Annotated in this window: 19 protein-coding genes, 1 tRNA gene and 1 pseudogene; 8 read left to right on the top strand and 13 right to left on the bottom strand. The window is 65.8% G+C overall.

The window, feature by feature from the left end; all coding sequences use genetic code 11:
- Positions 1-37 precede the first annotated feature (37 nt).
- Both ML401_RS06550 and ML401_RS06545 read right to left on the bottom strand, forming a co-directional pair.
- Positions 38-670 carry a 2-dehydro-3-deoxy-6-phosphogalactonate aldolase gene (locus ML401_RS06550; RefSeq protein ID WP_285810749.1) on the bottom strand — a complete coding sequence of 211 codons (633 nt, stop codon included), beginning with the start codon at positions 668-670 and terminating at the stop codon, positions 38-40.
- Between the two features lie 12 nt (positions 671-682).
- Entirely contained in the window at positions 683-1,597 is a 915-nt protein-coding gene (locus ML401_RS06545) for a 2-dehydro-3-deoxygalactonokinase (RefSeq protein WP_285810747.1), read from the bottom strand.
- Positions 1,598-1,831: 234 nt separating this feature from the next.
- On the opposite strand from ML401_RS06545, the gene ML401_RS06540 reads away from it, so the two are divergent.
- Together ML401_RS06540 and ML401_RS06535 are read left to right on the top strand one after the other, a co-directional pair.
- Complete coding sequence (locus tag ML401_RS06540) at positions 1,832-2,929, top strand: LLM class flavin-dependent oxidoreductase (protein ID WP_194408183.1); 1,098 nt, start codon at positions 1,832-1,834, stop codon at positions 2,927-2,929.
- A 57-nt stretch (positions 2,930-2,986) separates the two neighbouring features.
- On the top strand, positions 2,987-3,556 hold the full coding sequence (locus ML401_RS06535; protein WP_259216273.1) for a flavin reductase family protein: 570 nt from the start codon (positions 2,987-2,989) through the stop codon (positions 3,554-3,556).
- Positions 3,557-3,757: 201 nt separating this feature from the next.
- Here the strand turns inward: ML401_RS06535 and ML401_RS06530 are convergent.
- The 5 genes and pseudogenes from ML401_RS06530 to ML401_RS06510 form a co-directional block, all read right to left on the bottom strand.
- Positions 3,758-5,612, bottom strand: a pseudogene (locus ML401_RS06530) (sigma-54-dependent Fis family transcriptional regulator).
- Between the two features lie 95 nt (positions 5,613-5,707).
- On the bottom strand, positions 5,708-9,013 hold the full coding sequence (locus tag ML401_RS06525; protein ID WP_285810743.1) for a carboxyl transferase domain-containing protein: 3,306 nt from the start codon (positions 9,011-9,013) through the stop codon (positions 5,708-5,710).
- Positions 9,014-9,025: 12 nt separating this feature from the next.
- On the bottom strand, positions 9,026-10,747 hold the full coding sequence (locus ML401_RS06520) for an AMP-binding protein (protein WP_285810740.1): 1,722 nt from the start codon (positions 10,745-10,747) through the stop codon (positions 9,026-9,028).
- Positions 10,748-10,909: 162 nt separating this feature from the next.
- The gene (locus tag ML401_RS06515; RefSeq protein ID WP_211418397.1) at positions 10,910-12,592 is read right to left on the bottom strand and encodes a methyl-accepting chemotaxis protein; all 1,683 of its coding nucleotides are present in this window, start codon (positions 12,590-12,592) and stop codon (positions 10,910-10,912) included.
- 95 nt (positions 12,593-12,687) lie between these two features.
- Positions 12,688-14,373 (bottom strand): methyl-accepting chemotaxis protein, encoded by a 1,686-nt coding sequence (locus ML401_RS06510; RefSeq protein ID WP_285810738.1) that lies wholly within the window; start codon positions 14,371-14,373, stop codon positions 12,688-12,690.
- Between the two features lie 365 nt (positions 14,374-14,738).
- Here ML401_RS06510 and ML401_RS06505 point away from each other — a divergent pair, with 365 nt between their 5' ends.
- Together ML401_RS06505 and ML401_RS06500 are read left to right on the top strand one after the other, a co-directional pair.
- Positions 14,739-15,239 carry a hypothetical protein gene (locus tag ML401_RS06505; protein ID WP_285810736.1) on the top strand — a complete coding sequence of 167 codons (501 nt, stop codon included), beginning with the start codon at positions 14,739-14,741 and terminating at the stop codon, positions 15,237-15,239.
- An 11-nt stretch (positions 15,240-15,250) separates the two neighbouring features.
- Positions 15,251-15,724, top strand: a complete 474-nt coding sequence (locus tag ML401_RS06500) for a hypothetical protein (protein ID WP_285810734.1) — start codon at positions 15,251-15,253, stop codon at positions 15,722-15,724.
- Between the two features lie 3 nt (positions 15,725-15,727).
- Here the strand turns inward: ML401_RS06500 and ML401_RS06495 are convergent, their stop codons facing one another.
- Positions 15,728-16,327 carry a TetR/AcrR family transcriptional regulator gene (locus ML401_RS06495; protein ID WP_285810733.1) on the bottom strand — a complete coding sequence of 200 codons (600 nt, stop codon included), beginning with the start codon at positions 16,325-16,327 and terminating at the stop codon, positions 15,728-15,730.
- A gap of 157 nt (positions 16,328-16,484) precedes the next feature.
- Between ML401_RS06495 and ML401_RS06490 the strand changes: the two genes are divergently transcribed.
- The gene (locus ML401_RS06490) at positions 16,485-16,862 is read left to right on the top strand and encodes a tautomerase family protein (RefSeq protein ID WP_194406210.1); all 378 of its coding nucleotides are present in this window, start codon (positions 16,485-16,487) and stop codon (positions 16,860-16,862) included.
- Between the two features lie 13 nt (positions 16,863-16,875).
- On the opposite strand, the gene ML401_RS06485 is transcribed toward ML401_RS06490, so the two are convergent.
- Together ML401_RS06485 and ML401_RS06480 are read right to left on the bottom strand one after the other, a co-directional pair.
- Positions 16,876-17,802: a GTP-binding protein gene (locus tag ML401_RS06485; RefSeq protein WP_211418403.1), complete on the bottom strand. Its 927-nt coding sequence runs from the start codon at positions 17,800-17,802 to the stop codon at positions 16,876-16,878.
- Between the two features lie 3 nt (positions 17,803-17,805).
- Positions 17,806-19,296, bottom strand: a complete 1,491-nt coding sequence (locus tag ML401_RS06480; protein WP_285810730.1) for an amidohydrolase family protein — start codon at positions 19,294-19,296, stop codon at positions 17,806-17,808.
- A gap of 786 nt (positions 19,297-20,082) precedes the next feature.
- Between ML401_RS06480 and ML401_RS06475 the strand changes: the two genes are divergently transcribed.
- Positions 20,083-20,517, top strand: coding sequence for a UPF0158 family protein (locus ML401_RS06475; RefSeq protein WP_285810728.1), 435 nt, complete (start codon positions 20,083-20,085; stop codon positions 20,515-20,517).
- A 162-nt stretch (positions 20,518-20,679) separates the two neighbouring features.
- Positions 20,680-21,663: an alpha/beta hydrolase gene (locus ML401_RS06470; RefSeq protein WP_285810726.1), complete on the top strand. Its 984-nt coding sequence runs from the start codon at positions 20,680-20,682 to the stop codon at positions 21,661-21,663.
- A 55-nt stretch (positions 21,664-21,718) separates the two neighbouring features.
- Here ML401_RS06470 and ML401_RS06465 read toward each other — a convergent pair whose 3' ends face one another.
- The 3 genes from ML401_RS06465 to ML401_RS06455 form a co-directional block, all read right to left on the bottom strand.
- Positions 21,719-22,252, bottom strand: a complete 534-nt coding sequence (locus ML401_RS06465; RefSeq protein ID WP_285810725.1) for a 2'-5' RNA ligase family protein — start codon at positions 22,250-22,252, stop codon at positions 21,719-21,721.
- A 63-nt stretch (positions 22,253-22,315) separates the two neighbouring features.
- Positions 22,316-22,390: transfer RNA gene (locus ML401_RS06460), tRNA-Glu, on the bottom strand.
- Positions 22,391-22,447: 57 nt separating this feature from the next.
- Positions 22,448-22,792: a hypothetical protein gene (locus tag ML401_RS06455; RefSeq protein WP_194406203.1), complete on the bottom strand. Its 345-nt coding sequence runs from the start codon at positions 22,790-22,792 to the stop codon at positions 22,448-22,450.
- Here ML401_RS06455 and ML401_RS06450 point away from each other — a divergent pair.
- On the top strand, positions 22,791-23,798 hold the full coding sequence (locus tag ML401_RS06450) for an RluA family pseudouridine synthase (RefSeq protein ID WP_259216234.1): 1,008 nt from the start codon (positions 22,791-22,793) through the stop codon (positions 23,796-23,798). The two genes, ML401_RS06455 and ML401_RS06450, sit on opposite strands and share 2 nt — an antisense overlap.
- The last annotated feature ends 5 nt before the right edge of the window (positions 23,799-23,803 follow it).

The following is a 23,803-nucleotide window of genomic DNA, read 5'->3' as shown; positions in this document are numbered from 1 at the left end:
TAGGCCATGTCAGGATCACAGCTAGTTTATTGCCGGCTCAGTCTTTCGCAATCGCCCGATCGTAGGCTTCGATCGTCGCCTTCGCGCGGGCAGCGACTTCGGCTGCCGTCATGCCGGGCTTGTAGAGGCTGGAGCCGAGCCCGAACGCGGTCACCCCGCCCTTGATGTACTCAGCGAAATTCTGGTCTGACACTCCGCCGACGGCGGCGATCATCACGCCTGACGGCAATACAGCGCGGATCGCGGCGATGCCGGCGGCCCCTAGCACGCTCGCCGGAAAGAATTTCAGGCCCGATGCGCCGGAGCGCGCGGCCACCAGAGCCTCGGTCGGCGAGAACACGCCCGGCAGCGTCACCATGGCGTATTGATGTGCACGCGCGAGGACCTGCGTGTCGACATTCGGCGAGACCATCAACTTGCCGCCGACGTCGTTGAGGCGATCGACATCCGCGGTGGTCAGCACCGTGCCGGCGCCGATCAACACGCCTGACGGCGCCTGCTTCACGGCCGTTGCGATGGAGCGGAACGGATCGGGTGAATTCAGGGGGATTTCGATCGCGGTCATGCCGGCTTCGATCAGCACGCCGACGATGGCCTCGGTCTCCCCGGGCTTGACGCCGCGCAGGATCGCGACCAGAGGCCGCTGCATCGGCGGAAAGGGAATGGTCATCTCAAAATCCTTCTACCTGGTCCAGATCGTGTCAGCCGCCATCGACAGTCCGCGGCGGACCGCTTCATCCGCATCGACCGGCTGCACGGTGACCGACAAGGCGTCGAAGGCGTGCCGATACAGCGTCGCGAGCCGGCCCGACGCAATCAACGCAACACCCGCCTGCGGCACGGCGCCGGAGAGCCCTGCCGCGAGCTCGACGCCGATCAACGTGCCCGACAGCGTCTCGCGCGCGGCCGCCGGCGTGCCGCCGAACAGCAGCTGACGCGAGCGCGCGCCGAACAACAGATTAGCGGCGAAGGCCGGCGCCGCATACGCGGCCTTGACCGCCGCCTTGAAGCTCGCGACATCCTCGGCCTCATCGGCACCCGCGACCGCGAACGACAGGATGGTCTCGCGCGAGACCACGCTGAAGAGCTCGCCGGTCATGAAGGTGGAGAAGCGTTCGACGGTGCCGCCCCTGACACGCACCCATTTCGAATGCGTGCCGGGCATGCAGACCAGCGCCTCGCCGGCGGCTTCGAAGCCGAGCGCGCCGAGCAGCTGCGTCTCCTCGCCGCGCATCACGTCCGGCGCGCTGGCGTCGCGCTGCGCGATGCCCGGCAGGATCCGGATGTCGCGCGCCTCGCCGGGGACGCGCACGGCCTGTTTCAGGACGGCCGCGAGCGGCGCCGGCGTGTCGACATAGCCGGCTTCGACCCAGCCGGTCTTGGCGCCGGCCATGCCGCAGACGAGAACCGGCAGATGATCCGGCGCCTCGACCGCCGCGAGATGCGATTGCAGCACCGCGGGAAAGCCGGTCTTCGTCGCGGCCAACATGCCTTCATCGCTGCGGCGCTCAGCCAGCACCTGGCCGGCATGATCGACCAGCCACAGCCGAAAGCTGCTGGTGCCCCAGTCCACCGCGACATAAGCGGGTTCGGTCATGCGAAACTGTCCTCGTCTCACGGCCAAGTTCACGTCTCACCTGCAAGACGCCGTCTCGCGACAATGAGACGGTCTCCTGCGGGTGTTCGTCGAGATACCGGCTATTGCGCGGGCAAACCAGCCCTTTCTCAGCAATTTCAGGCTCCTTGACGCTGGCACAGCGCTTGCTGAACCCTTTCCCACTCAACGCCCTCAACGCGCACCAAGACGCGTCAACATCAGATGAGGAAACCCATGGAGATCGGCTATTTCACGATGCCTTCGCATCCGCCGGAGTGCGGCCTGAAGGAAGGAAACGACTGGGACCTGCAGGTCATGCGCTGGCTCGACGAGCTCGGCTATCAGGAGGCCTGGGTCGGCGAGCACCACACCGCGCCGTGGGAACCCAATCCCACGCCGGACCTGTTGATCGCGCAGGCCTTGATGCAGACCAAGAGACTTCGCATCGGACCGGGCGGCTTCCTCTTGCCCTATCACCACCCGGCCGAGCTCGCCAACCGCGTCGCGATGCTGGACCATCTCTCCGAGGGCCGGCTCAATTTCGGCGTGGCCGCGTCGGGGCTGCCGAGCGACTGGGCGATGTTCAACGTCGACGGCATGAGCGGACAGAACCGCGACATGACGCGCGAGGCGCTGGAGATCATCCTGAAGATGTGGAGCGATCCCGCGCCCTGGACCTACAAGGGCAAGTTCTGGACGGTGACCAAGCCGGACACGATGTTCGACTTCCTCAAGCCGCACATCAAGCCGCTGCAGGCGCCGCATCCGCCGATCGGTGTCGCGGGCCTCTCGAAGAACTCGGACACGCTGAAGCTCGCCGGCGAACGCGGCTTCATCCCGATGAGCCTCAACCTCAACCCGGCCTATGTGGGCAGCCACTGGGATTCGGTCGAGATCGGCGCGGCCAAGACCGGACGCAAGCCGAACCGGGCGGACTGGCGCCTCGTGCGCGAGGTGTTCGTCGCCGACACCGACGAGGAGGCCTGGAGGCTCTCGACCGGCGACATGATGGGCCGGATGATGGGCGAGTACTTCCTGCCGCTGCTCGGTCATTTCGGCTTCAAGGATTATCTGAAGCACGCGCCCGACGTGCCCGATAGCGACGTCACCGTCGAATATTGCGCCAAGCGGAACTGGATCGTCGGCTCGCCGACGACGGTCGCCGAGAAGATCGAGAAAATCTATGACGAGGTCGGCGGCTTCGGCGTGCTCTGCGTGTTCGGCTTCGACTACAAGCACAAGGCCGAAGCCTGGCACCACTCGCTCTCGCTCTTGAAGAACGAGGTGATGCCGCGTCTTGCGCATCTCGGCTCCGCGAAGAAGGCGGCTTGACGCATCGCGGGTGCGGCGCAATCGTGCCGCACCCGCATTCATTTCGGAGATTTCCGCGTGACGGTGGACGCCAAACCTCTCGACGCCAAGGATTTCAAGCAGGCGATGCGGCAATGCGCCGGCGCCGTGGCGCTGGTGACGGTGGGGGCCGAGCACGGCAAGCGCACCGGCCTGACGGTGACCTCGGCCTGTTCGCTGTCGGACAGCCCGCCCTCGCTGATCGTCTGCGTCAACCGCAACGCCAGCGCCCATGCGCGCATCCGCGAGGAAGGCGCGTTCGCGATCAACTTCCTGCACGAGGATCACGCCCTGCTCGCGCTCACCTTCAGCGGCCAGAAGGGCGTCAACGGCGACGACCGCTTTGCCTTCGGGCAGTGGACGCGCGGGGTCACAGGCGCGCCGGTGCTGACGGACGCAGTCGCCGCGTTCGACTGCGTGCTGACGCGGGAGTTCGAGACGACGACGCATTCGATCTTCATCGGCGAGGTCCGCGGCGCGACGCATTCCGACCGAGCCGCGCCGCTGGTGTATCTGCGCAGCAGCTTCCACGCGCCGCGCGAGATCCGCGGCACCGTGACAGTCGGCGACCTTGATTCACGGCATCTGAGCTGGAGTGATTTTTCGTAAGGGAGCTGTCCTCTTCCCTTTTCTCCCTTGTGGGAGAAGGTGGCGCGAAGCGCCGGATGAGGGGTATCTATCCGCGTATTGAAACGAGAATTGGATTCGCGGAGAGAGACCCCTCACCCGTCTCGCCGCTGCGCGGCGAGCCACCCTCTCCCACAAGGGGAGAGGGGAAGAAAGAGCGCCGCGTCGTGAACTGTTAGCCCCCTACTGCGCCGTCTCGATCTTCAGCTGCTTGATCTTGCGATACAGCGTTGCACGGCTCAGCTTCAGCGCACGCGCCGCCTCCGTGACACGGCCGCCATGCTTGCGCAGCGTCTCGACGATCGTCGCACGCTCGGCCGCGGCGAGATCCGGTTCCGCCGCACGGCCGCCGAACGGCGGCAGATCGAGATCGGCATCGGTGATCACGCCATCCTCCGCCGTGCAGCCGGCGAGCCGCAATACATGACGGAGCTGGCGCATGTTGCCGGGATACGAATAGGCGGAGAGTCGCGCCCAGGCTTCATCCGACAAGCGGCAATTCGGCGCCTCCTCGCGCGCGATCTGGCGGATGATGTCGTCCCGATCCGCCCGCTCGCGCAAGGGCGGCAGCCGCACCTCCATGCCGCGCAGGCGGAAGTAGAGATCGGCGCGGAAGGCGCCCTCTTCCGCCAGGCGGCCGAGATCGCGGTGGGTGGCGCTGATCAGGCGGATGTCGACGGCGACGGGCTTGAGCGCGCCGAGCGGCCAGACCTCGCGGTTCTCCAGGACGCGGAGCAGTCGCGTCTGCAGCGCGATCGGCATGTCGCCGATCTCGTCGAGGAACAGCGTGCCGCCGTCGGCCTGCACGATCAGGCCCTTCGAGCCGTCGCGGCGCGCGCCCGTGAAGGCGCCGGCCTCGTAGCCGAACAGCTCGGCGTCGATCAGGCTCTCGGGCATCGCCGCGCAATTCAGCGCGACATAATTGTTGCGTGCCCGGTGGCTCGCCGCATGAATGGCGCGCGCGAACACATCCTTACCGACGCCGGTCTCGCCCTGCAGCAGCACCGGCAGGTCGTGATTGACGACGGCCCCGAGCCGCTTCACGCTTCTGACCAGCCCGGGATCGCGGCCTGCGAGCCGATGCAGCGCATCGAAACGATCGACGGGCGGATCGCGGCGCCTGATGAGCGGCCGCGCGCGCTGCGGCGGCGCGATCCGGCCCTGCCCCAACGGACTGCCGTCGGCGCGGCGCAGCTGGACGATGTCGTCCGCACCGCGCACAGCGTGGTGATCGAACTTGACGTAGCGCGACAGGTCGATGCCGGACGCGATCAAACCGTCGGTGAGGCCCAGCAGGGCGCGCGCGGACCGGCATGCGCCGACGACGCGACGATCATCGTCATAGGCGACGAGGCCGCTGCCGCCATCGCCCGGCACGGTGGCGATCCAGGCATTGCGGAAATGCTCGCGAAAGATCGCGCCTTCGATGCGGCGCGTGGCCTGCATCGCGACCGCAAGCGCAAGCTGGTGCGCGGCGCGGCTGAGGTCATCACGACACGAGGTGATGTTGACGGCGCCGGCGATGCGGCCGGCAGGATCGAACAGCGGCGTCACCGCACAGGAGAAGATGCCCCACTGCTCACGAAAGTGCTCGTCGCGATGAACCAGGATCGGCTTTTGCTCGGCAAGGCAGGTGCCGAGCCCGTTGGTGCCTTCCTGGGCCTCCGAAAAATTCGAGCCGGTATAGACCTTCCAGCGCAGGAAGATCTCGGTGTCGGCCTCGCCCGGCAAGCGGCTGAACAGCATGGTCGCGTTGGCATCAGCGAGATTGACGCAATAGCCGGCGTCCCGCAACACGCGCGCGAGATCCTCGAGCTCGGACGTGGCGAGCCGGATCGTCTCCTCCATCGGTTCGGCGACATGCCGAACCTCGGCTTCGGTGAGCGTCTGCGGCGGTCCCCGGCGGGCGGGATCGAGTGTGGCTGATCAGGGAGCGCCGCCAGGAATTGGCAATGCGCGAGGAGGCGTCGACGTCGGCCACATGATTGGCGACGGACAAGACACGGGCGACATGGTTCGAGGCCGAAAGGCTGGCCATCGCGGACGTCTCCACCCTGTATTATTGTGCAAAGTCTGGCACCACAGGCGGGGATGTCAATCGGGAACCGGGAAGGAGCTATTGCTGCACCGCCCTCACCACGTGTCGATACACGGCCGCTTTTTCCCCGCCCTGGCCGGCGGCTTCGGCACCGAACGGAGCCCTGCCATGATCCAGCGCCGCGTCTCGGCGGGGTCGATGACGTTGTCGATCTCGAACACCGAGGCGATCGAGACGGCCTTGCCGTTGGCATAGAGCTCGGCGACCTTGTTGCGGTAATACGTCTCGCGCTCTTCGGGATCGGCAATCGCCTCCATCTCCTTGCGGAAGCCGAGGCGGACATAGCCCTCCAGGCCCATGCCGCCGAACTCGCCGGTCGGCCAGGCCGCGGTGAAGAACGAGGCGTGGAAACCGCCGCCGATCATCGACTGCGCGCCGAGACCATAGCCCTTGCGCAGCACGATGCCGAACAGCGGCACGGTGAGGCTCGCGCCTGTCACGAACATGCGCGAGACGTGGCGGACGATCGCGGTCTTTTCGGCCTCGGGGCCGACCATGAAGCCGGGCGTATCGCAGAGCGAGACGATGGGGAGATCGAAGGCGTCGCAAAGCTGCAGGAAGCGCGCGGCCTTGTCGCCGGCATCGGCGTCGATTGCGCCACCGAGATGGCGCGGATTGTTGGCGATCAAACCAAACGGCTTGCCCTCGATGCGGATCAGCGCGGTGATCATGCCGACGCCATAGTCGCGGCGCAGCTCCAGCACGCTGTCCTTGTCGGCGACCAAATCGATCACGCTGCGGATATCGTAGACGCGTAAGCGATTCTCGGGGATCGCGCGGCGCAGCAGACGCTGGTCGGCCGCTTCCCAATCCGTCACCGCGCCCTGGAAATAGGACAGGTATTTTTGCGCAACGCGCGTTGCCTCTTCCTCGTCCTCGACCAGGATATCGATGACGCCGTTCGGCGATTGGAACGAGACCGGGCCGACCTCGGCCGGATGATAGACGCCGAGCCCGCCGCCTTCGATCATGGCGGGACCGCCCATGCCGATCGAGGCGTTCCTGGTCGCAATGATGACGTCGCAGCAGCCGAGCATCGCAGCGTTGCCGGCGAAACAATAGCCGGAGACCACGCCCACGACCGGGACGAGGCCGGACAGCCTTGCGAATTGCACGAAGGACGGGCCGTCGAGCCCGGTCATGCCGAGCCGGTCGGTGTCGCCGGGTCGGCCGCCGCCGCCCTCGGCGTAGAACACCAGCGGCACGCGCCAGTCTTCCGCCAGCGTCAGCATGCGGTCGATCTTCTTGTGGTTCATGTGGCCCTGCGTGCCCGCGAGCACGGTATAGTCGTAGGCCACGACGATGCAGCGCGCGTCTTCGGGCCCGAACTTCTCGCCATTCACTGTGGCGACACCCATGACGAGGCCGTCGGCCGGTGTGTTCTTGATGAGGTCGTCGAGCTTGCGCCGGCGCCGCTGCGCCGCGATCGCGAGGCTGCCATACTCCATGAACGAGCCTTCGTCGACGAGTTGCGCGACGTTCTCGCGCGCGGTGCGCTGGTTGGTGTTGCGGCGACGCTCGACCGAGGCCGGGCGATTTTCGTCAAGCGTGTTGGCCTGACGCGCGATCAGCTCGGCGAGGTCAGGACGGATGTGGTCGAGATCGACGTCGGCTTCCGCAGCCGAGTGGTCGGCCGCAACGTCGAGCGGCTCCAGATACATGATGGCTTCGCCATGCAGCAGCGTGACGCCGTCGCCGGCCACGAGCTTCATGACACGGCCGCCCTGCTCGGCCATGACGAGATGTTCCATCTTCATGGATTCGATCACGGCGAGCTGCTGGCCCGGGCGCACGATCTCGCCTTCCTTCACCTGGATGGTGACGATGGTGCCCTGCAGGGGAGCTGCGACCATCACCGTGCCTTCGGGCACGACCTGTGCGACATGCGCTTCGATACCGTGACCGCCGCTTTGCTCGGTCGCGGCGAAGTAAAGCGGCTTGGCCGCCCCATCGGCGGCATCGACGAGCTTTGCGATGTTGCGATCGATGAAGTCGGTCGCAATGCGGTTGGTCTTGAAATCTGGATGCGCGAGCACCGCCTGGAGGAAGGCGATGTTGGTGACGACGCCGTCGATCCGGAATTCGCGCAGGGCGCGCGAAGCCTTGGCGACGACGTCGTGCCAGGCTTCGCCCGGCGTATGCACGATGACTTTTGCCAGCAGCGAGTCGAAGGCCGCGCTGGTCTTGTAGCCGGCGTAGCCGAAACTGTCGACGCGCACGCCGGGCCCCGACGGCGGCTCGAACACGGCGAGCACGCCGCCGGTCGGATGCGTCGCGCCGCCAGCGTCCAGCGTTTCCATGTTGACGCGGAGCTGCATGGCATGGCCGCGCGGCTTCGGGATCGACCCTTGCGCGAGGCCGAGCGAAGCCAGCGTCGCGCCCGCGGCGACCGCGAGCTGGGCGCGGACAAGATCGAGCCCGAGCACCTCTTCAGTCACGGTGTGCTCAACCTGCAGCCGGGGATTGGCCTCGATGAAGGCAAAACTGTCCTCGGCGGTGCCGTCGACCAGGAATTCGAACGTGCCGAGATTGTCGTAGGAGGCCGCCGTCGCAAGCTGCCTCGCCGCCTCGATGATGCGGCCACGCAGGGAATCGCTCAGCGAGGGGCTCGGGGCGACTTCGACCAGCTTTTGGTGCCGACGCTGGATGGTGCATTCACGCTCCCAGAGATGCGAGATCGCGCCATGCTTGTCGCCGATGATCTGCACCTCGATATGGCGCGCTTGCCGGATCAGGCGCTCGGCATAGACGCCGTCGAAGCCGAAGGCGGCCTTGGCTTCCGACTGGCAGCGCGCATGGGCCTCCGCGAGATCGACCGCGCTCTCCACCACGCGCATGCCGCGCCCACCGCCGCCGGCCATCGCCTTGATGACAATGGCCGCGTTGCTGCCGAGCGAGGTGAAGAACGCCGTGATCTCCTCGAGGTTCGACGGCCCGCTGGTGCCGGCGATGATGGGGACGCCGCAACGTTTTGCGAGTTGCCGTGCCGCGACCTTGTCGCCGAACAATTCGAGTGCAGCCGGTTTCGGTCCGACGAAAGTGAGGCCCGCGTCGGCGCAGGCCTTAGCAAACGCCGCGTTCTCGCTGAGGAAGCCATAGCCGGGATGGACGGCATCGCAGCCGGCGCTCTTCGCCGCCGTCACCATCGCCTCGATGTCGAGATAGGCCCGGGCGCCGCGGCCGGGGATTTCGATCGCGTCATCGGCAACACGCACGTGCAGCGACAGCGCGTCGTCGGCGGGATGGATCGCGACCGTCGCGATGCCGGCATCGGCGGCGGCACGCGCGATGCGGATGGCGATCTCGCCGCGATTGGCGATCAGGAGCTTCTTGAACGACATCGTCTCTCTCACTCAGGCAGCAGGAGGCACATTAGGATTGAGATCCTGCTTCTTCACCTTGCCCGTCGCCGTCAGCGGCAGGGCATCGATCATACGCACTTCCGGAACCTTGTAGACGGCCATGCGCTCGGCGCACCAGGCGCGCAGGTCTTCCGCGGAGATGGTGCCGACCGCCTCCGGCTTGAGCTGGATATAGGCGACCGGCACCTGGCCCTTGTCGGGATCGTCCCGCCCGACCACGCCCGAGCCCAACACCTTCGGATGCTGGCCGAGCAGCGCCTCGATCTCCGGCGGAAACACGCTCATGCCCTTGACCTTCAGCATCTCCTTGCGGCGGCCGAGGAAGTGCAGAAAGCCGTCCTTGTCGATGGCGCCGATATCGCCGGTGCGCAGCCAGCCGTCGACGAGCGACTCGGCGGTCGCCTCCGGCTTGTTCCAGTAGCTCTTGAGCAGCGAGGGCGTCCGCACGCGGATCTCGCCTTCGGCGCCGAGCGGCAGCAGCACGCCGGTTTCGAAATCCGTGATCTTGAACTCGGCGCCGGGGACCGGCAGGCCGACGAAGATCGGCTGGTTGTTGAGATCGAAATCGTCGTCCTGGAAGCCTGCCGTGAAGGTGTTGGAGGTGTGGGTCTCCGTCATGCCCCAGGCCGCCTCCATCAGGATCGTGCCGGTGAGATCCTTCCAGCGCTTGCGGTAGTCGGCATTGAGCTTCTTGACGAAGGAGACGACGCGGACCTGCTTCAAGGACGACAGATCGAACTCGTGCCAGCGCGGATGGTCCATCAGTTCGACCGCGCCATCCACGGGCATGGCGGTGATGGTGACCTTGTACTTGTCGATCGCCGCCATCGCACCGACGGCGTCCCAGCGCGCGAGCAGAACCAGTGTGCCGCCGGAGAACAGCGGAAAGATCAGGCCGAAATTTTCGCCCGCGATCCAGAACTCAGGGAAGAACGACAGGAACACACTGCTCTCGTCCGACAGCACCGAGATGCCGTAATTGGCGGCCGCCGTATAGACCATGTCGCGATGGGTATGGACGCAGCCCTTGGGCATGCCGGTGGTGCCGCCGGTGTAATTGAGCGCGGCCACATCGTCGAGCCCGGGCGCCGGCAGCGGCGATGGCGCAGGTAGCGCCGCGAGCGCCGGCAGCAGATCAGTGGCGTTTGCGACCGCAACGCGTGGCCCTCGGATCGAGTCCGGCGCGGGAAAGGAAGGCATTGCCGGAACGACGTCGGCGAAGCTGGTGACGATGATTTCGCGCAGGCGCACCTCGCCGCGGACTTGATCGACGACGGGGACGAGCTGGTCGAGCGCGACGATCACCTCGGCCCCGGTGTCGTTGAGCTCGTAGGACAGTTCGAACGCGCGCGACAGCGGGCTCACCGGAACGTGGATCGCACCGAGCTTCAAAATGCCGAAGAACACGATGTGAAATTGCGGACAGTTCGGCAGGAACACGGCGACGCGATCGCCCTTGCGCACGCCCTTGGCCGCCAGCAGCGCCGCGAAGCGGTCGCTCTGCCGGTTGAGGTCCGCGTAGGTCGTGACGTGGCCGTAGAAGATCACCGCGGGACGTTCGGGGCTGCGCTTCGCCCAGGCGCGCAGATATTCCGTCAAGGGAACTTCGCCGTGCAGATAGTTCGGCGAACGCGGCAGGCCCTTCGGCCAGGCCTTGTCCCACAGGCCGCGCAAGGTGGCGAGGTAGTCCTGTTCGTTGAGGCCTGCGCTCATGACGTCTTCCCGTGCTGCTTTTTTTCTTCGCGCAGGCACGCACGTGCCGTCGCTCGACGTCACTACACGTCGAGCACGGCAGAGGTCATGTCAAGGAAAACAGCATCCGCGCCGCGACCGATGCCGCGACGCGGAAATACCAGGAAGGTGCAGCGCGTTTCGTTACGCCGCGCGGACGCCCGCGACGAAGACGCTGACCTCGTTCTCGAGGGTTTGCAGTTTCTGGGTCAGGCGGCCGCTCGACTGCAGCACGAGGCCGGCGGCCTGCCCTGTCTCTGCGGTCGCATCGGTCACGCCGGAGATGTTTTGCGAGACCTGGTCGGTGCCGGATGCCGCCTCCTGTACGCTGTGGGCGATCGCCTGCGTCGCGGCGCCCTGCTCCTCGACCGCCGCGGCGATCGACGAGGAGATCTCGTTGACTTCCATGATGGTGGCGCGGATGCTCTCGATGTTGCCGACGACCTGATTGGTCTCGGCCTGGATCGCGGTGATCTGCGCGCCGATCTCGTCGGTCGCCTTCGCGGTCTGGCTCGCCAGCGACTTCACTTCGCTCGCGACCACCGCAAAGCCCTTGCCGGCTTCGCCGGCCCGCGCCGCCTCGATGGTGGCGTTGAGCGCGAGCAGATTGGTCTGCGAGGCGATCTGGTTGATGAGGTCGATGACCTCGCCGATCTTGTGCGCAGCCGCAGCCAGCCCCTGCACGGTGTCGTTGGTGCGCTGACCGTCGGCGGCGGCCTTGTCGGCCACGGTCGCGGCCTGCGCGACGCGCTGGCTGATCTCCGAGATCGATGACGACAGTTCGCCGGCCGCGGAAGCGACCGTCTGCACGTTGCTCGAAGCCTGCTGGCAGGCCGTGGCGACGAAGCTCGCGCGGTCGCTCGCCTTGTTCGCGGTCTCCGACATGCCCTGCGCGGCCTGCTGCATCGCGCGCGCCTCGTTGAAGACGTCGCGGACGACGGCCTGGACGCTCGCCTCGAACTTGCCGGCGAGATCGGCCATCGCCTTGCGCTTCTCGTCGTCGGCCTTGTGCTTCATCTCTTCCTGCTCGGCATGCATCCGGCCCACCGCCGACGCATTGTCCTTGAACACGGCGAGTGCCTTGGCAAGCGCACCGACTTCGTTGCTGCGGTCGGTGTAGGGCACCTCGAAAGCGCTGTCGCCGGCGGCGAGGCGCTCGGTCAGCGCCGTGATCGTGGCCAGCGGCCGGGTGACGCTGCGTCCGATCAGGAACGAGGCGCCGAGAACCAGAACCAGCACGGCGAGGCAGACGTAGCCGAACGTCATCGCGTTCTGGCGGAACACGGCGTCGACGTCGTCGAGATAGATACCGGTGCCGATGATCCAGCCCCAGGGCGCAAAGCCCTTCACATAGGAGATTTTCCCGACCGGCTGGTCGAAGCCGGGCTTGGGCCAGAGATAGCCATAGAAGCCGGCGCCCTGCTTCTTGACGACGTCAACGAAGCCCATGAACAACGCGTTGCCGGCGGGATCCTTCATGCCGGACAGATCCTTGCCGTCGAGTTCCGGCTTGATCGGATGCATGACCATCTTGGGGGTCATGTCATTGATCCAGAAATACTCGACCTTGTCGTAGCGCAGGCTCTTGATCTCGGCCATGGCGGCGGCCTGGGCCTGCTCGCGCGGCAGTTTCCCCTCGCTCTCGAGCTTCTGATAGTGGGCAAGAATGCCGTAGCCGACATCGACCATGTGCTGCGTCTTGGCCTGACGGTCGGCGACCATCTGGCTACGCACGGTCGACAGGGCGATCGGCGCCAGCGCGATCATGCCGAGCAGGCTGATGCCGACAATGAGGACCAGCTTGAAACTGATGCGGGAGAAAATCATCGGGGCTCGCAAAATTGGCGGTACAGACATGCCAATTTATCCCGATCCCCTTAGCAAAGCCTTAAGCATTCCGGTTCCCGGAATTCAGGCCTCCCTCAGGCCGCGCGGACAGAGGTGAGGAAGGAGCTGACCTTCTGCTTCAGGCTTGCGCTGTCGGCGGCGAGCGAGCGTGCCGCGGACAGAACCTGGGACGATGCCGCCCCGGTCTCGGACGCCCCACGCTGCACGTCGGCGACGCCCGTGGACACCTGTTGCGTTCCGTGCGCGGCCTGCTGGACGTTGCGCGAGATCTCCTGCGTCGCCGTGCCCTGCTCCTCCACCGCGGCGGCAATGGCGGAGGCGATTTCCGAGAGGCCGCCGATGGTGTCGCCGATCTCCTTGATCGCCGCAACGGACTCGCCGGTCGCCGCCTGCATCCCGCTGACCTGCTCGCTGATCTCGCCGGTGGCCTTGGCGGTCTGCTCCGCCAGCAGCTTCACCTCCGAGGCGACCACGGCGAAGCCGCGGCCGGCTTCGCCGGCGCGCGCCGCCTCGATGGTGGCGTTGAGCGCGAGGAGATTGGTCTGTGCCGCGATGCCGTTGATGAGCGCGACGATGTCGCCGATGCTGCTGGCAGCCCGCGCCAGCTCGTTGACCCGCTCGTTGGTCTTGTGCGCCTGCGCGACGGCATCGCCGGCCATGCGGGCCGACGTCTGCACCTGCCGGCTGATCTCCGTGATCGAGGAGCTGAGCTCCTCGGTCGCCGCCGCGACCAACTGGACGTTGGTCGAAGCTTCGCCGGAGGCGGCGGTCACCGTCCTGGCAAGGTCCTGCGACCTGTCGGCGGTCGAGGTCAGGGTGCCCGCGGAGCTCTCGAGGTTGCCGGCGGCCTGCGACACCGTCTCGATGATCGCGCCGACCGCGTGCTCGAAATCGTCGGCGAGACGATACATGTCCTGCTTGCGCTGGGCTGCGGTGTCCAAGCGCAATCTCTCCTGCTCGGTGCGCAATTTTTCGCTCTCCGCCATCCGGTCGCGGAAATATGTCGTCGCGCGCGCCATCTGCCCGACTTCGTCGGCCCGCTTCGCTTCGGGCAGGTCGATCGACAGATCGCCGTCGGCGAGCGCCTGCATCGCGGCGCTGACGCCGCGGATGCTGCGGCTGACGGCAAAGCCGACGAGGCCGACGAGCCCGATCGCCGGAAGCGCGAGCAGCGCGATGATGCCGACGATCTTCCAGACCATCGCCATGAAGTCGGTCCAGATGTCGTTCACGAACACGCCCGTTCCGATGAAGACCTTCCAGGGCGCGAAACCCTTGACGTAGGACAGCTTCACCGCCGTCTTCGGATCGTCCTGCCGCAACGGCCAGTCATAGGCGTAGGTGCCTTCGTTCTGCTTGCGCACGATGTCGAGCAGAGCCGGGATGACGGGAACACCGTTGCTGTCCTTGATGCCGGAGACGTCCTTGCCCATCAGCTTGAGGCTTGGATGAGCGAAGCCGACCTGATCGTAGGTATGGGCAAACAGATATTCGTCGCCGGAATAGCGAATCTTCAGCAACGCGTCCTTGAAGCGCGCCTGCGCGTCCTCGCGGGTCAGCTGGCCCGCCACGGCCGCGGCCTCGAACTTTTCCGCAAGGCTGTAGCCGGCGTCGACCATGGCCTTCAGGACGTTCACCCTGTCCTGGTACATCCGCTGGTACATCGACCACAGCGCAATACCGGTCACGCAGCAGATCGCCACCGCCATCGCAAGGACGGCACTCAAGAGCTTGGTACGGATCGAGATCTGGTTCAGCACAGTCGTTCTCTCTGGAGACGGGGCGCAGCAACACGCGAGCGCCGCATGCAATCAATGTTTGAGGCAATTCGACCATCGCCCGAATAAGTCCGGTATGACTTGATCGGCTTAAGGCGTCGTAAATCGAATCCCGCGCCGCGCCTTTCCATGGCATCTGCGGCACCATGATACGGTTCGAAGGATTCAAGATTGGATTCGTTCAACGTGTTTCTACGGGCGTTCGCCACTCGGCTCTGATGCGAAATCCCGATTGCAATTCTAGAACACCTCGATATCGCGCCCGCGAGCGTTGACTTGCGAGACGCTCTGGCGGAACGATCGCGCAGATCAAAGGCGGCGTGCGCGCTGCAGACGTCAGAGGCTCCATGCATCAATCGATACAACACCGGTCGTTGGACCTGCCGGCGCTGAGCGCGGCCGAACGGCTCTTCATCTGGGGCTTCCGCGCCAAGGCCCGCAGCGGAGGCCCGGTTCCGACCGCAGCCGACATCAAGGAGGTATACGACCATTTTCGCGTGGGCGATGCCGTGCACTCGCTGGAATCCATCATCGAGATCTTCGCATGCACGGCCCACACCGCCATCGAGGTGCATTGCCCGACCTGTCCGCGCGTGTCGGACAGCGAGCACGGAATCTTGCACGCCATCGCCGCAGCACAACAGGATCGCATCGACATCGTACGCGAACAATTCGAGAGCTGGCTGCCGCCGGTCGGCGCCGATTGGGCGCTCGCGCCCGTGCGCGGGCTCGCGACGATCTTCCGCATGGCGGGTCTCATCCTGCCCGACCGGCAGCTGCGGTCTTTCGACCACGACCGGACCATGGCGATGAAGAGCTGGCTGGTCGGAAGCCCGACATTGCACTGACGAGATCGTTCATGCCCTCCGATATTTGCGGTTCTGTCACGATCCCGAACGCCGGCCAGCCGCGGCTCTGTCCGCTTCAGGCCGCGCTTGCGGCGCGTTCCTGCGTCGAAAGCTACGATGACTTCTGCCGCGTCGCGCTGTCGTTGTTCCGGTTCATCGGGGCGGCCTATACCACCGGCGCGTCGGATTGCTGGGAAGCGGCCTATCGCTTTGCCGACGAGGCGCCGGGCATCTCCGACAGTCCGTTGCTGGTAGCGCGGGCTGCCGCGCTCGTCAGAATCCTGCGCAGCGGCCGGCCGTGCGAGCTGTGCTTCATGCCGCCGTCCTGCCGGCGCCTGTCGAAGGACGAGACCGAATTGATGCGGCTGCTGGCGGTCGCGCGCCGCAAGCAGCCGGGCGAGCTCGAATCCATCGTCGGCCAGTTGGTCGGCTCCGGCAAGGAAGATGCGGCGACACGCGCGGTCAACGCGCTTGCACTGTGCTGAGGCTTAGGCGCCCTTCCCGCCCAGCACGAGATCGATCGTGTGCGCGGCGATCTTGCGCAGCTGCGGCTCGTCGCCGAAGGCACGTTCGAGCACCGCGAGGCCGCGCGTCACGGTGATGATGTGCAGTGCCGCGGCCGCGGGATCGCCGTTGAACTCGCCCCGCGCCGCGCCTGCCGACAACGTGTCCTGAACCAGTGCGGTGATGCGCGCAATGAGGCTCGCAAAGGCCCGGCGCGCTTCTTCGTCGAGCCCTTCGCCTTCGGCCGAGCCGAGCTCCATCAAGCCGCGCGTGGTTGGACATCCCCGCGACGGCTTGCCTGCGCGAAAATTGCTGATGGTCAGATCGAAGAACGCGGTGAGGCGCTTGCGCAACGAGCCCGTCGCGAGCGCTTTCTGCAGCGCCGCAAGATAATTGCCGGCATAGCGTTCATACGCCTGCAAAAACAATGCCTCCTTGCTGCCGAAAGCATTGTAGAGGCTGCCGCGCTGGACGCCGGCATCGCGCGCGATGTCCGACAGCGAAGTGCCGCGCACGCCGTTGCGCCAGAACTGGTCGAACGCGATGCGCAGGACCTCGTCATGATCGAATTCCCGTGGCCGCAAACTCTGCTCCTGCAGTATTTGACACGATGTCAAGAACGTGCTTTCTAGACATCGTGTCAAAAACTGATCGGAATTGATAGCCCATTTCGTCAATGGGCCGAACCGGCGGCGTACATTCGCCTTGCCGGATCGGTCCGCATGTAAAAGGGACCAGCTCATGCCTCTGCTTCATATCGCCATGCGCGCCGGCAAGTCCGAAGCCTACCGGCAGGCGATTCTCGACGGGCTTTATGGCGCCATGCGGGAAGCGCTTGACGTGCCCGACGGCGACGCCTTCATGGCGATCACCGAGCATGAGCGCGCGAACTTCCGCTGCGGCAACGCCTACGGCGTCGTGCGCAGCGACGATGCGGTGCTGATCCAGATCACCGTATTCGCTTCGCGGACCGCCGAGCAGAAGAAGGCGCTGTATCGCTGCGTCGCGGATCGTCTCGGCGAAAGCCCCGGCATCCGGCCCGAGGACGTGTTCGTGAACGTGCTCGATGCGCCCAAGGAGAACTGGTCGGTCGGACATGGGCTGGCGCAATTTGCGTGAGCTGGCTCCGGTTTCAATCCGCAACGCACGCCGCCATGATGCCGTCGAGCTCGGCGCGCGAGAGCACCCCGAGCTCGGCGATGAAGACGATCCGCGCGCGTGGCACGCCCGGTGCGGGCGCATCGCCCGGGGCGAGCGTGGCGCGGCCGGCGGCAAATTGAAACACCGTCTGGCGGCCGGGCTGCTCGACCGTCTCGAACAGGCCTTTTGCACGCGCCAGCTTCGGCGCCAGCTTGCCGATCGCCTGCTGCAAGCGCGGTAGCGAGAGCGGGCGCTCCGAGGTCCAGCTCAGCGTCTCGAAGCGGTCCTCTGCCGGCCGTTTCGGGCCGGGCTCGCGCGGCGCCGGTGCGCGAGCGACATGCGCGGGGAACAGCAGCGCGGACGGAATCTCGCCATGCTTCGCATCGACCACCACGGCGGGAACGCGCTGGGCGCGAATGGCCGCGCGCATTCTCGCACCCGCGCCCTCGTCCGCCAGATCGAGCTTGCTGAGCGCCACGATGTCGGCGACGCGGAGCTGCGAGCGCTGGAGCGCGTCGTCCAGAGCTGACGGCGGCGTGCCAGCGTCCAGCACGCAGAGCACCGTCTCCAGCGGCGCCTCGCGCAGGATCACGGGGTCCATGAGATTGCGGACGATATCGGAGGGGTCGGCGACACCGCTGGTCTCGATCACGATATAGTCGGGCCTCGGATCGCGGCGCAGCAGCGTCGAGAGCGTGCGCAGGAGATCGCCTTCGAGCGAGCAGCAGATGCAGCCATTGGCGAGGCTGACCACGCCGTCGCTCGCGCCCGCGATCAACTCCGCATCGATGTTGATGGCGCCGAAATCGTTGACGATTGCGGCGATGCGCCGTCCCTCCGCATGGGCCAGCAGATGATTGACGACCGTGGTCTTGCCCGCCCCCAGAAAGCCCGTGACCAGGAGAATGGGGACCGGCATGGCTCAGCTCTCGACGACGGGGCGGCGCACGGGTTTTCCCGGCCGCGCGTCGACATCGAGGATGCCGTCGCGGATCAGCGGCTGGCCGCTGACGATCAGATGCCGCACGCCTTCAGACGGGCGGTTCATCGCGGTGAAGGTGGCGCGGTCCGAGAGCTTTTCGTAATCGAACACCACGATGTCGGCGTCCGCGTCTTTCGCGAGCCTGCCCTTGGCGCGCATCGCCGGCGTGCTCTGCGACAGGATTTCCGCCGGGATCAGCGCGCATTTGCGCACGCCTTCCAGCAGCGAGACGGTCTTGCGCTCGCGCACCCATTCGCGGATGAATTTCGTGAAGCAGCCCGCCGAGCGCGGATGCGAGGTGGCATCGTCGGGCAGCGGCCAGGCGTCGCCGGTGTAGGTCTTGCCGTCCGACGTCGTCCACGGCATGGCGTCGGAGGCGATCGCGCCGCCGGGATACAGCACCGACATGTCGAGGAGGTCGCGGTGATGCGCGTTATGCTCGGTGTCGAGGATGTGCCAAAGCACTAGCGAGGACGGCTCTTCCGCCTGCGCCTTCAACAGCTCCTCGCGGTCGTGGAAGCGATAGCCGTCGGTGACGCGCTGCACGGAATCGTAACCGGTGCCGTTGCGCTCGACGAATTCCGGGTCGCTGAAAAAGGCGGCGGCCAGCACGGTCGAGCCGGTGCCGTAGGGGTAGGCTTCGACCGTGATCGGCAGGCCCTGTGCTTGCGCTTGCGCGATCAGCACGCGGCAGCGTTCGACATCGGTCTTGCTCGACGAGTTGAAATGGCAGATGTGCATGTGCGCGCCGGTCGCGCCGGCATAGCCGATCAGGCGGATATAGGCTTCCACCGCGCTTTCGGGGTCGATCCGCGACATGAAGGCGACATGGGTGAAGGTCGGCACGTCTTTGGCTGCGGCGAGCTGGCAGACCGCGGTCAGCTCCTGCACGCCGGCGCCCGGCGCGTAAGCATTGAGGATGCCGATGCCGATACCGCCTTCGTTGAGCCCGCGCGAAAGACGTTCGAGAATGCCCGAGACCTCGGCGTCGGTCGCGACATTGTCCATCCAGCGGCGGTCGCGCATGGCGTTGCCGAACGCCTCCAGCGAGCTCTCGGCGTTGGAGCCCGTCATCGCGCCGATGCGCGCGAACGCCCAGTTGGTGGCGGCGCCGTAATTCAGCACGCGGCCTTTTCTCGCCTGGCGCTCGTACCAGGACCCGACCGGCAGCACGCCGGCCTCGAGATCGAGTGTGGTCGTGACGCCGTCGAACGCCTGCATGCGGTCGGCGGGGATCGACTGGCCGTGCGCGTGCAGATCGATGAAGCCGGGGGTGACCACGAGCCCGGTGGCGTCGATCACCCGCTCGGCGCCGCCCAGCGACGAGCCGACCGCGGCAATCTTGCCATCCACCACCGCCACGTCGCCGATCGCATCCATCCCGCTCGCGGGATCCACCACCCGGCCGCCAGAGATCACCAAGCCGCTCATATCGTCACTCCCTCCACCTCGAAATCGCATCAAGGCAGATTCCGGAAGCGACCACCACCTCCACTGAAGCCGACGCAGCATGCTCATAGGGAAGATCATCCGGCGGGCAGATCGCGGACAAGCGCGCGCATCCTCGCGGCATGATTTGCCCGAGTGATGCTTTTCTCCTCACCCTCTCGAAGGAAAGGGCGCAGGGAAGGCCGGGCGCCGGCTGGCACCCGTAAAGGCCCCCGTGCTGAACAGGTGCGCACGCAATGCACAGGGGAGACACAGGGCAGCCGAATCCAGGCCTTCCCTGCGCGATGGTTTGACGGCCTATGCCGCGCTCTCCCGGGAGCCGACCTTTCCTTTGGCCTCCCTCGCCCCGCGAATTGGATGATGCAGTCTGCCCGGTCGGGCTCGCTGGCATCTGCGCAAGAGGCTTGACCGTAGCAACGACGGCCAGGACCACACGGTTTCGCCGTACGCGAGAGGCGCCGTTCGTCTTTGCGGGTCGCGCATGCTCACGAGGTGATCTCGCCCTGCACGCGCAAGCTCCGCCCTTAACGCCGCCCGCGTCCACCGCAACTCCCAGCCCGCGCTCGAAACGACGTACGACCGCCCCTTTGGTGGGCTGGGATGGCCGACACGCACGACAAATCCGAATTTCGGTAAAGTGGAATATTTTTGGGTAGAGGGGTTGACAGTGGATTAGGGTGTCTTGCCCGACGGGCGGCACTTCGTCCCAAACTGTGCTTGTATTTTATTTGGCCGCTTCCCCGTATGCTCGCCGTGATGGAGCCGATCATGCCAGCTCGCTTTGGAGACATCCTTCAGGCTTTCGAGTTCGCCGACGCCAGTGGCGGCATGGGGGAGTGCCGCACCTTCGTCTGCAGGCAGACAGGAAAGATCTACTATCAGTTCGACGATGACACCCTGAAGGAGCTCGAAGACGACGAACTGCCTGACGATATCGACGACGAGACCAAATACCTGCCGATGCCGAACTCGCGAGATCTCAGCCTCGGCAAGCCGCTTGTGCTGGATTTCGTCCGCGAGCACCTGCCGAGCGACCGGGACGACGTTCGCGACATCTTCAGCAAGCGCGGCGCCTATCAGAAATTCAAGACCCTCCTCTCTCAACGGAGAGCGATCGATGCTTGGCATGACTATCGGAACAAGGCGACAAAGCGGGCATTGCGAGATTGGTGCGAGGTCCATTCCATCGAGATCGTCGACTGACCGGGCAATCACCCGAACACCATGATGTGCGCGAGGAGGCTCCGCCGTCTTCTCGCCCCCATTGTCATTCAGGGGATAGACGGGGCGGCGTTACGGTGGGCAAGTTCCCGAGGGTTCCGTGTGATCGTCCGACATCTTCTGCAACGAGACATCCGTCATTCCATGTCGCGCCGCGCTGTGCTCGGCGGACTCGTGTCGGGGGGCAGTGCGCTCGCGCTCGGCGGATGCGCCGGGCTCGGTGCGACCGGCGCGCGCTACGATGCCTCGTCGCTCTCCGTCGACTCCACATTGCTCGTCGCCACCACGCGCAAGCCCGTGAATGGTGCTCGCGCCAAACCCTGGTTCGGTCCGGAGCGCGCGACGAGCATGACGGTCGCGCGGGCCAAGCTGGTGGCGCCCGACGAGAGCCGCCTGTCGCTCGCCTCGGTTGGACTCGGCGGCTGGCGTCTCGATCGGATCGAGACCGCGCCAGCCGACGCCGGCGATCTCGCCGCGCAGGCCGGCGGCGGAGACGTGCTGATCTATGTGCACGGCTTCAAGCAGACGTTCGAGACGGCGGTGCTGGATGGCGCCTATCTCTCCGATGCGATCAGGTTCCGTGGCCGGACCATGGTGTTCGCCTGGCCCTCCAAGGCCGGACTGTTCGACTATGCCTATGACCGCGACAGCGCGATGTGGTCGCGCGACGATTTCGAACGCGTGCTTTCGGCGCTGGTGTCCTCGCCCGGCGCTGGCCGCGTCCACATCGTCGCGCACAGCATGGGAACCATGCTGACGCTCGAAAGCCTGCGCCAGCTCCATGCGCGATACGGCGAGACGGTCACCGGCAAGATCGGCGCGGTGGTGTTTGCTTCGCCCGATATCGACATGGACGTGTTCTCGTCGGCGATCCAGCGCATCGGCCCGCTCGCCGGCAAGATCACCGTGATCGCCTCGACGAACGATCGCGCACTGGCGCTGTCGGGACAGCTCGCAGGCGGAATGACCCGGGTCGGCGCCGCCGAGAAAGCCGCGATCGCGCGGCTCGGCGTGCGCGTGATCGATGCGTCAGCGGAAGGCTGGGGCATCGTCAACCACGACCTGTTCCTGTCGAACGCGGAGGTGCAGGGAGTGATCCGACGGTCGATCGACGGGACGACGGCATGAGGGAGCGCTCGCAAGGCATGATACATTGCGATCATTGGCGAAGGACGACGATCAGCTAAGATGGTAATTTGCGCTCGGTGATAATCCGCACCGGCGGAAAGGCGACGCAATCCACGACGTCGAACAGCACTTGAAATCTGCGATCAAACGCCCGTGCAAAGGCAATCGCATCATCGCGCCGTTCGTCGGCAATGGCAGTGCCGAGCGAGCAATGGGGCGTCCAGGCACCGGGCCGGTAATGAGGACGACAATGCGCTGGATCGATGGCCGCGCTGATCGCGCGGTGGATGCGAGCCAGGGTTTCATCGGCCTCCGGCTCCGCCCAGAGGACGAGCGGAGAACCTTCGAACCAGCGAATTTGGTTGAATGCGATCGGCAACTGCGTCTCGCCGGCGACAGCTGCCAGCATGACGTCCCACACGGCCTTCTCGTTGACCGCAGGCTCGTCGTAGATCGCGAATGTGAAATGTGGCCGATAGCGGAGGGCGCGCATCGAAGGCTCGGCCTCGAACACAGCAACCTGATCCCACAGCCGCTCGATCTCGCCTGCTGACTCGTTGTCGGCCCGGATATTGATCGCCAATGCCACAGGCTCACCCAAAGGGCGGAACAATCAAGTGGAGATCAAGGGAAAGACTGTCTTCAAGACAAATGGCGCTCCCTAGGGGAATCGAACCCCTGTTTCAGCCTTGAGAGGGCCGCGTCCTAACCGCTAGACGAAGGGAGCGTGAGGGCTAGCCAATAACCTCGAAATTTGTCCGCCGCAAGGACCCCGACGGGCCTTTTACGGCTCATTGGCGAATTTCAGCCGTCCGGCCGGCTTCAGGGTGTGGGCGTCGAAGGTCCTGACCTCGATGACCCCGCCGAGATCCAGGGTGATCACGAGGCGGTCGCCGGCGACCCCGGTCGAGACGATCCTGGCGCCCTTGGGCAGGGTGGCGGTGACGTCGCCGGCGGGTTCGGCCGCCCTTCCCTCCGACTTGAAAAGGCGGTAGCCCACCGCGATCAGCACGGCGCAGATCGCCAGCGCCGTGGTCAACCCCGCGATCAGCATCATCCGCCGCACCCGCGCGAACAGCGCGGCCTGCTCGGGGCTCGGTTCGGGAACAGCGGTATCAGACGTCGTCATGGAAAATTCTGGCTCTGCGCAAAGGTTGGAGGTTGTCGTCGCCGGTGACGAAGGCTCGGCCCGGCTCGACCGCGTGCTGGCGGCGCGCCTCACCGAGCTGTCACGATCGCGGCTGAAAGCCCTGATCCTGGCGGGCGCAGTCCAGCTGAAGGCCTCCGCGGTCCGCGACCCCGCTTATCATGTAAGTCCCGGCGATACGATCACAATCGACGTGCCGGAGGCAGCGCCCGCCGAGCCCAAGGGCGAGGAGATCGCCCTCGACATCGTGTTCGAGGACGACGACATCGTGGTCCTCAACAAGCCGAAGGGGCTGGTGGTGCATCCCGCGGCCGGCCACGAGACCGGCACGCTGGTGAATGCGCTGATCGCCCATTGCGGCGCGTCGCTGTCGGGCATCGGCGGAGTGCGCCGGCCCGGCATCGTGCACCGGCTAGACAAGGACACCACAGGGTTGATGGTGGTCGCCAAGAACGACATGGCCCACGCGTCGCTGTCGGCCCAGTTCGCCGATCACGGCCGCACCGGCGAGATGCGGCGCGGCTACATGGCCTTTGCCTGGGGCGTGCCCGGCCGGCACCGCGGCACCGTCGATGCGCCGATCGACCGCCATCCGCATGCGCGCGAGAAGATGGCGGTGCGCCAGGGCGGCCGCGAAGCGGTGACGCATTGGGAGATTTTGGAGAGTTTCAACGGCCGCGACGGCAAGCCGATCGCGACACTGCTCGCCTGCGAGCTCGAGACCGGGCGCACCCACCAGATCCGCGTCCATCTCGCCCATATCGGCCATCCCCTGATGGGGGATGCCGTCTATGGCCCGCATTTCAAGACCAAGGCGAACCAGCTCGGCCCCGAGTCGCAAGCCGCCCTGACCGCGCTTGGGCGGCAGGCCCTGCATGCCTATTTGCTGGTATTGGAGCACCCGAGGACGGGAGAATTACTGCACTGGGAGGCGCCCTTGCCAGAGGATTTGCTTCTCCTTCAGGGCGCCCTGAAAGCGGCGCTATGACGCAG

This window comes from Bradyrhizobium sp. 62B, from assembly GCF_030272265.2.
Lineage (GTDB): Bacteria > Pseudomonadota > Alphaproteobacteria > Rhizobiales > Xanthobacteraceae > Bradyrhizobium.
This window is presented reverse-complemented; position numbering and strand designations above follow the sequence as displayed.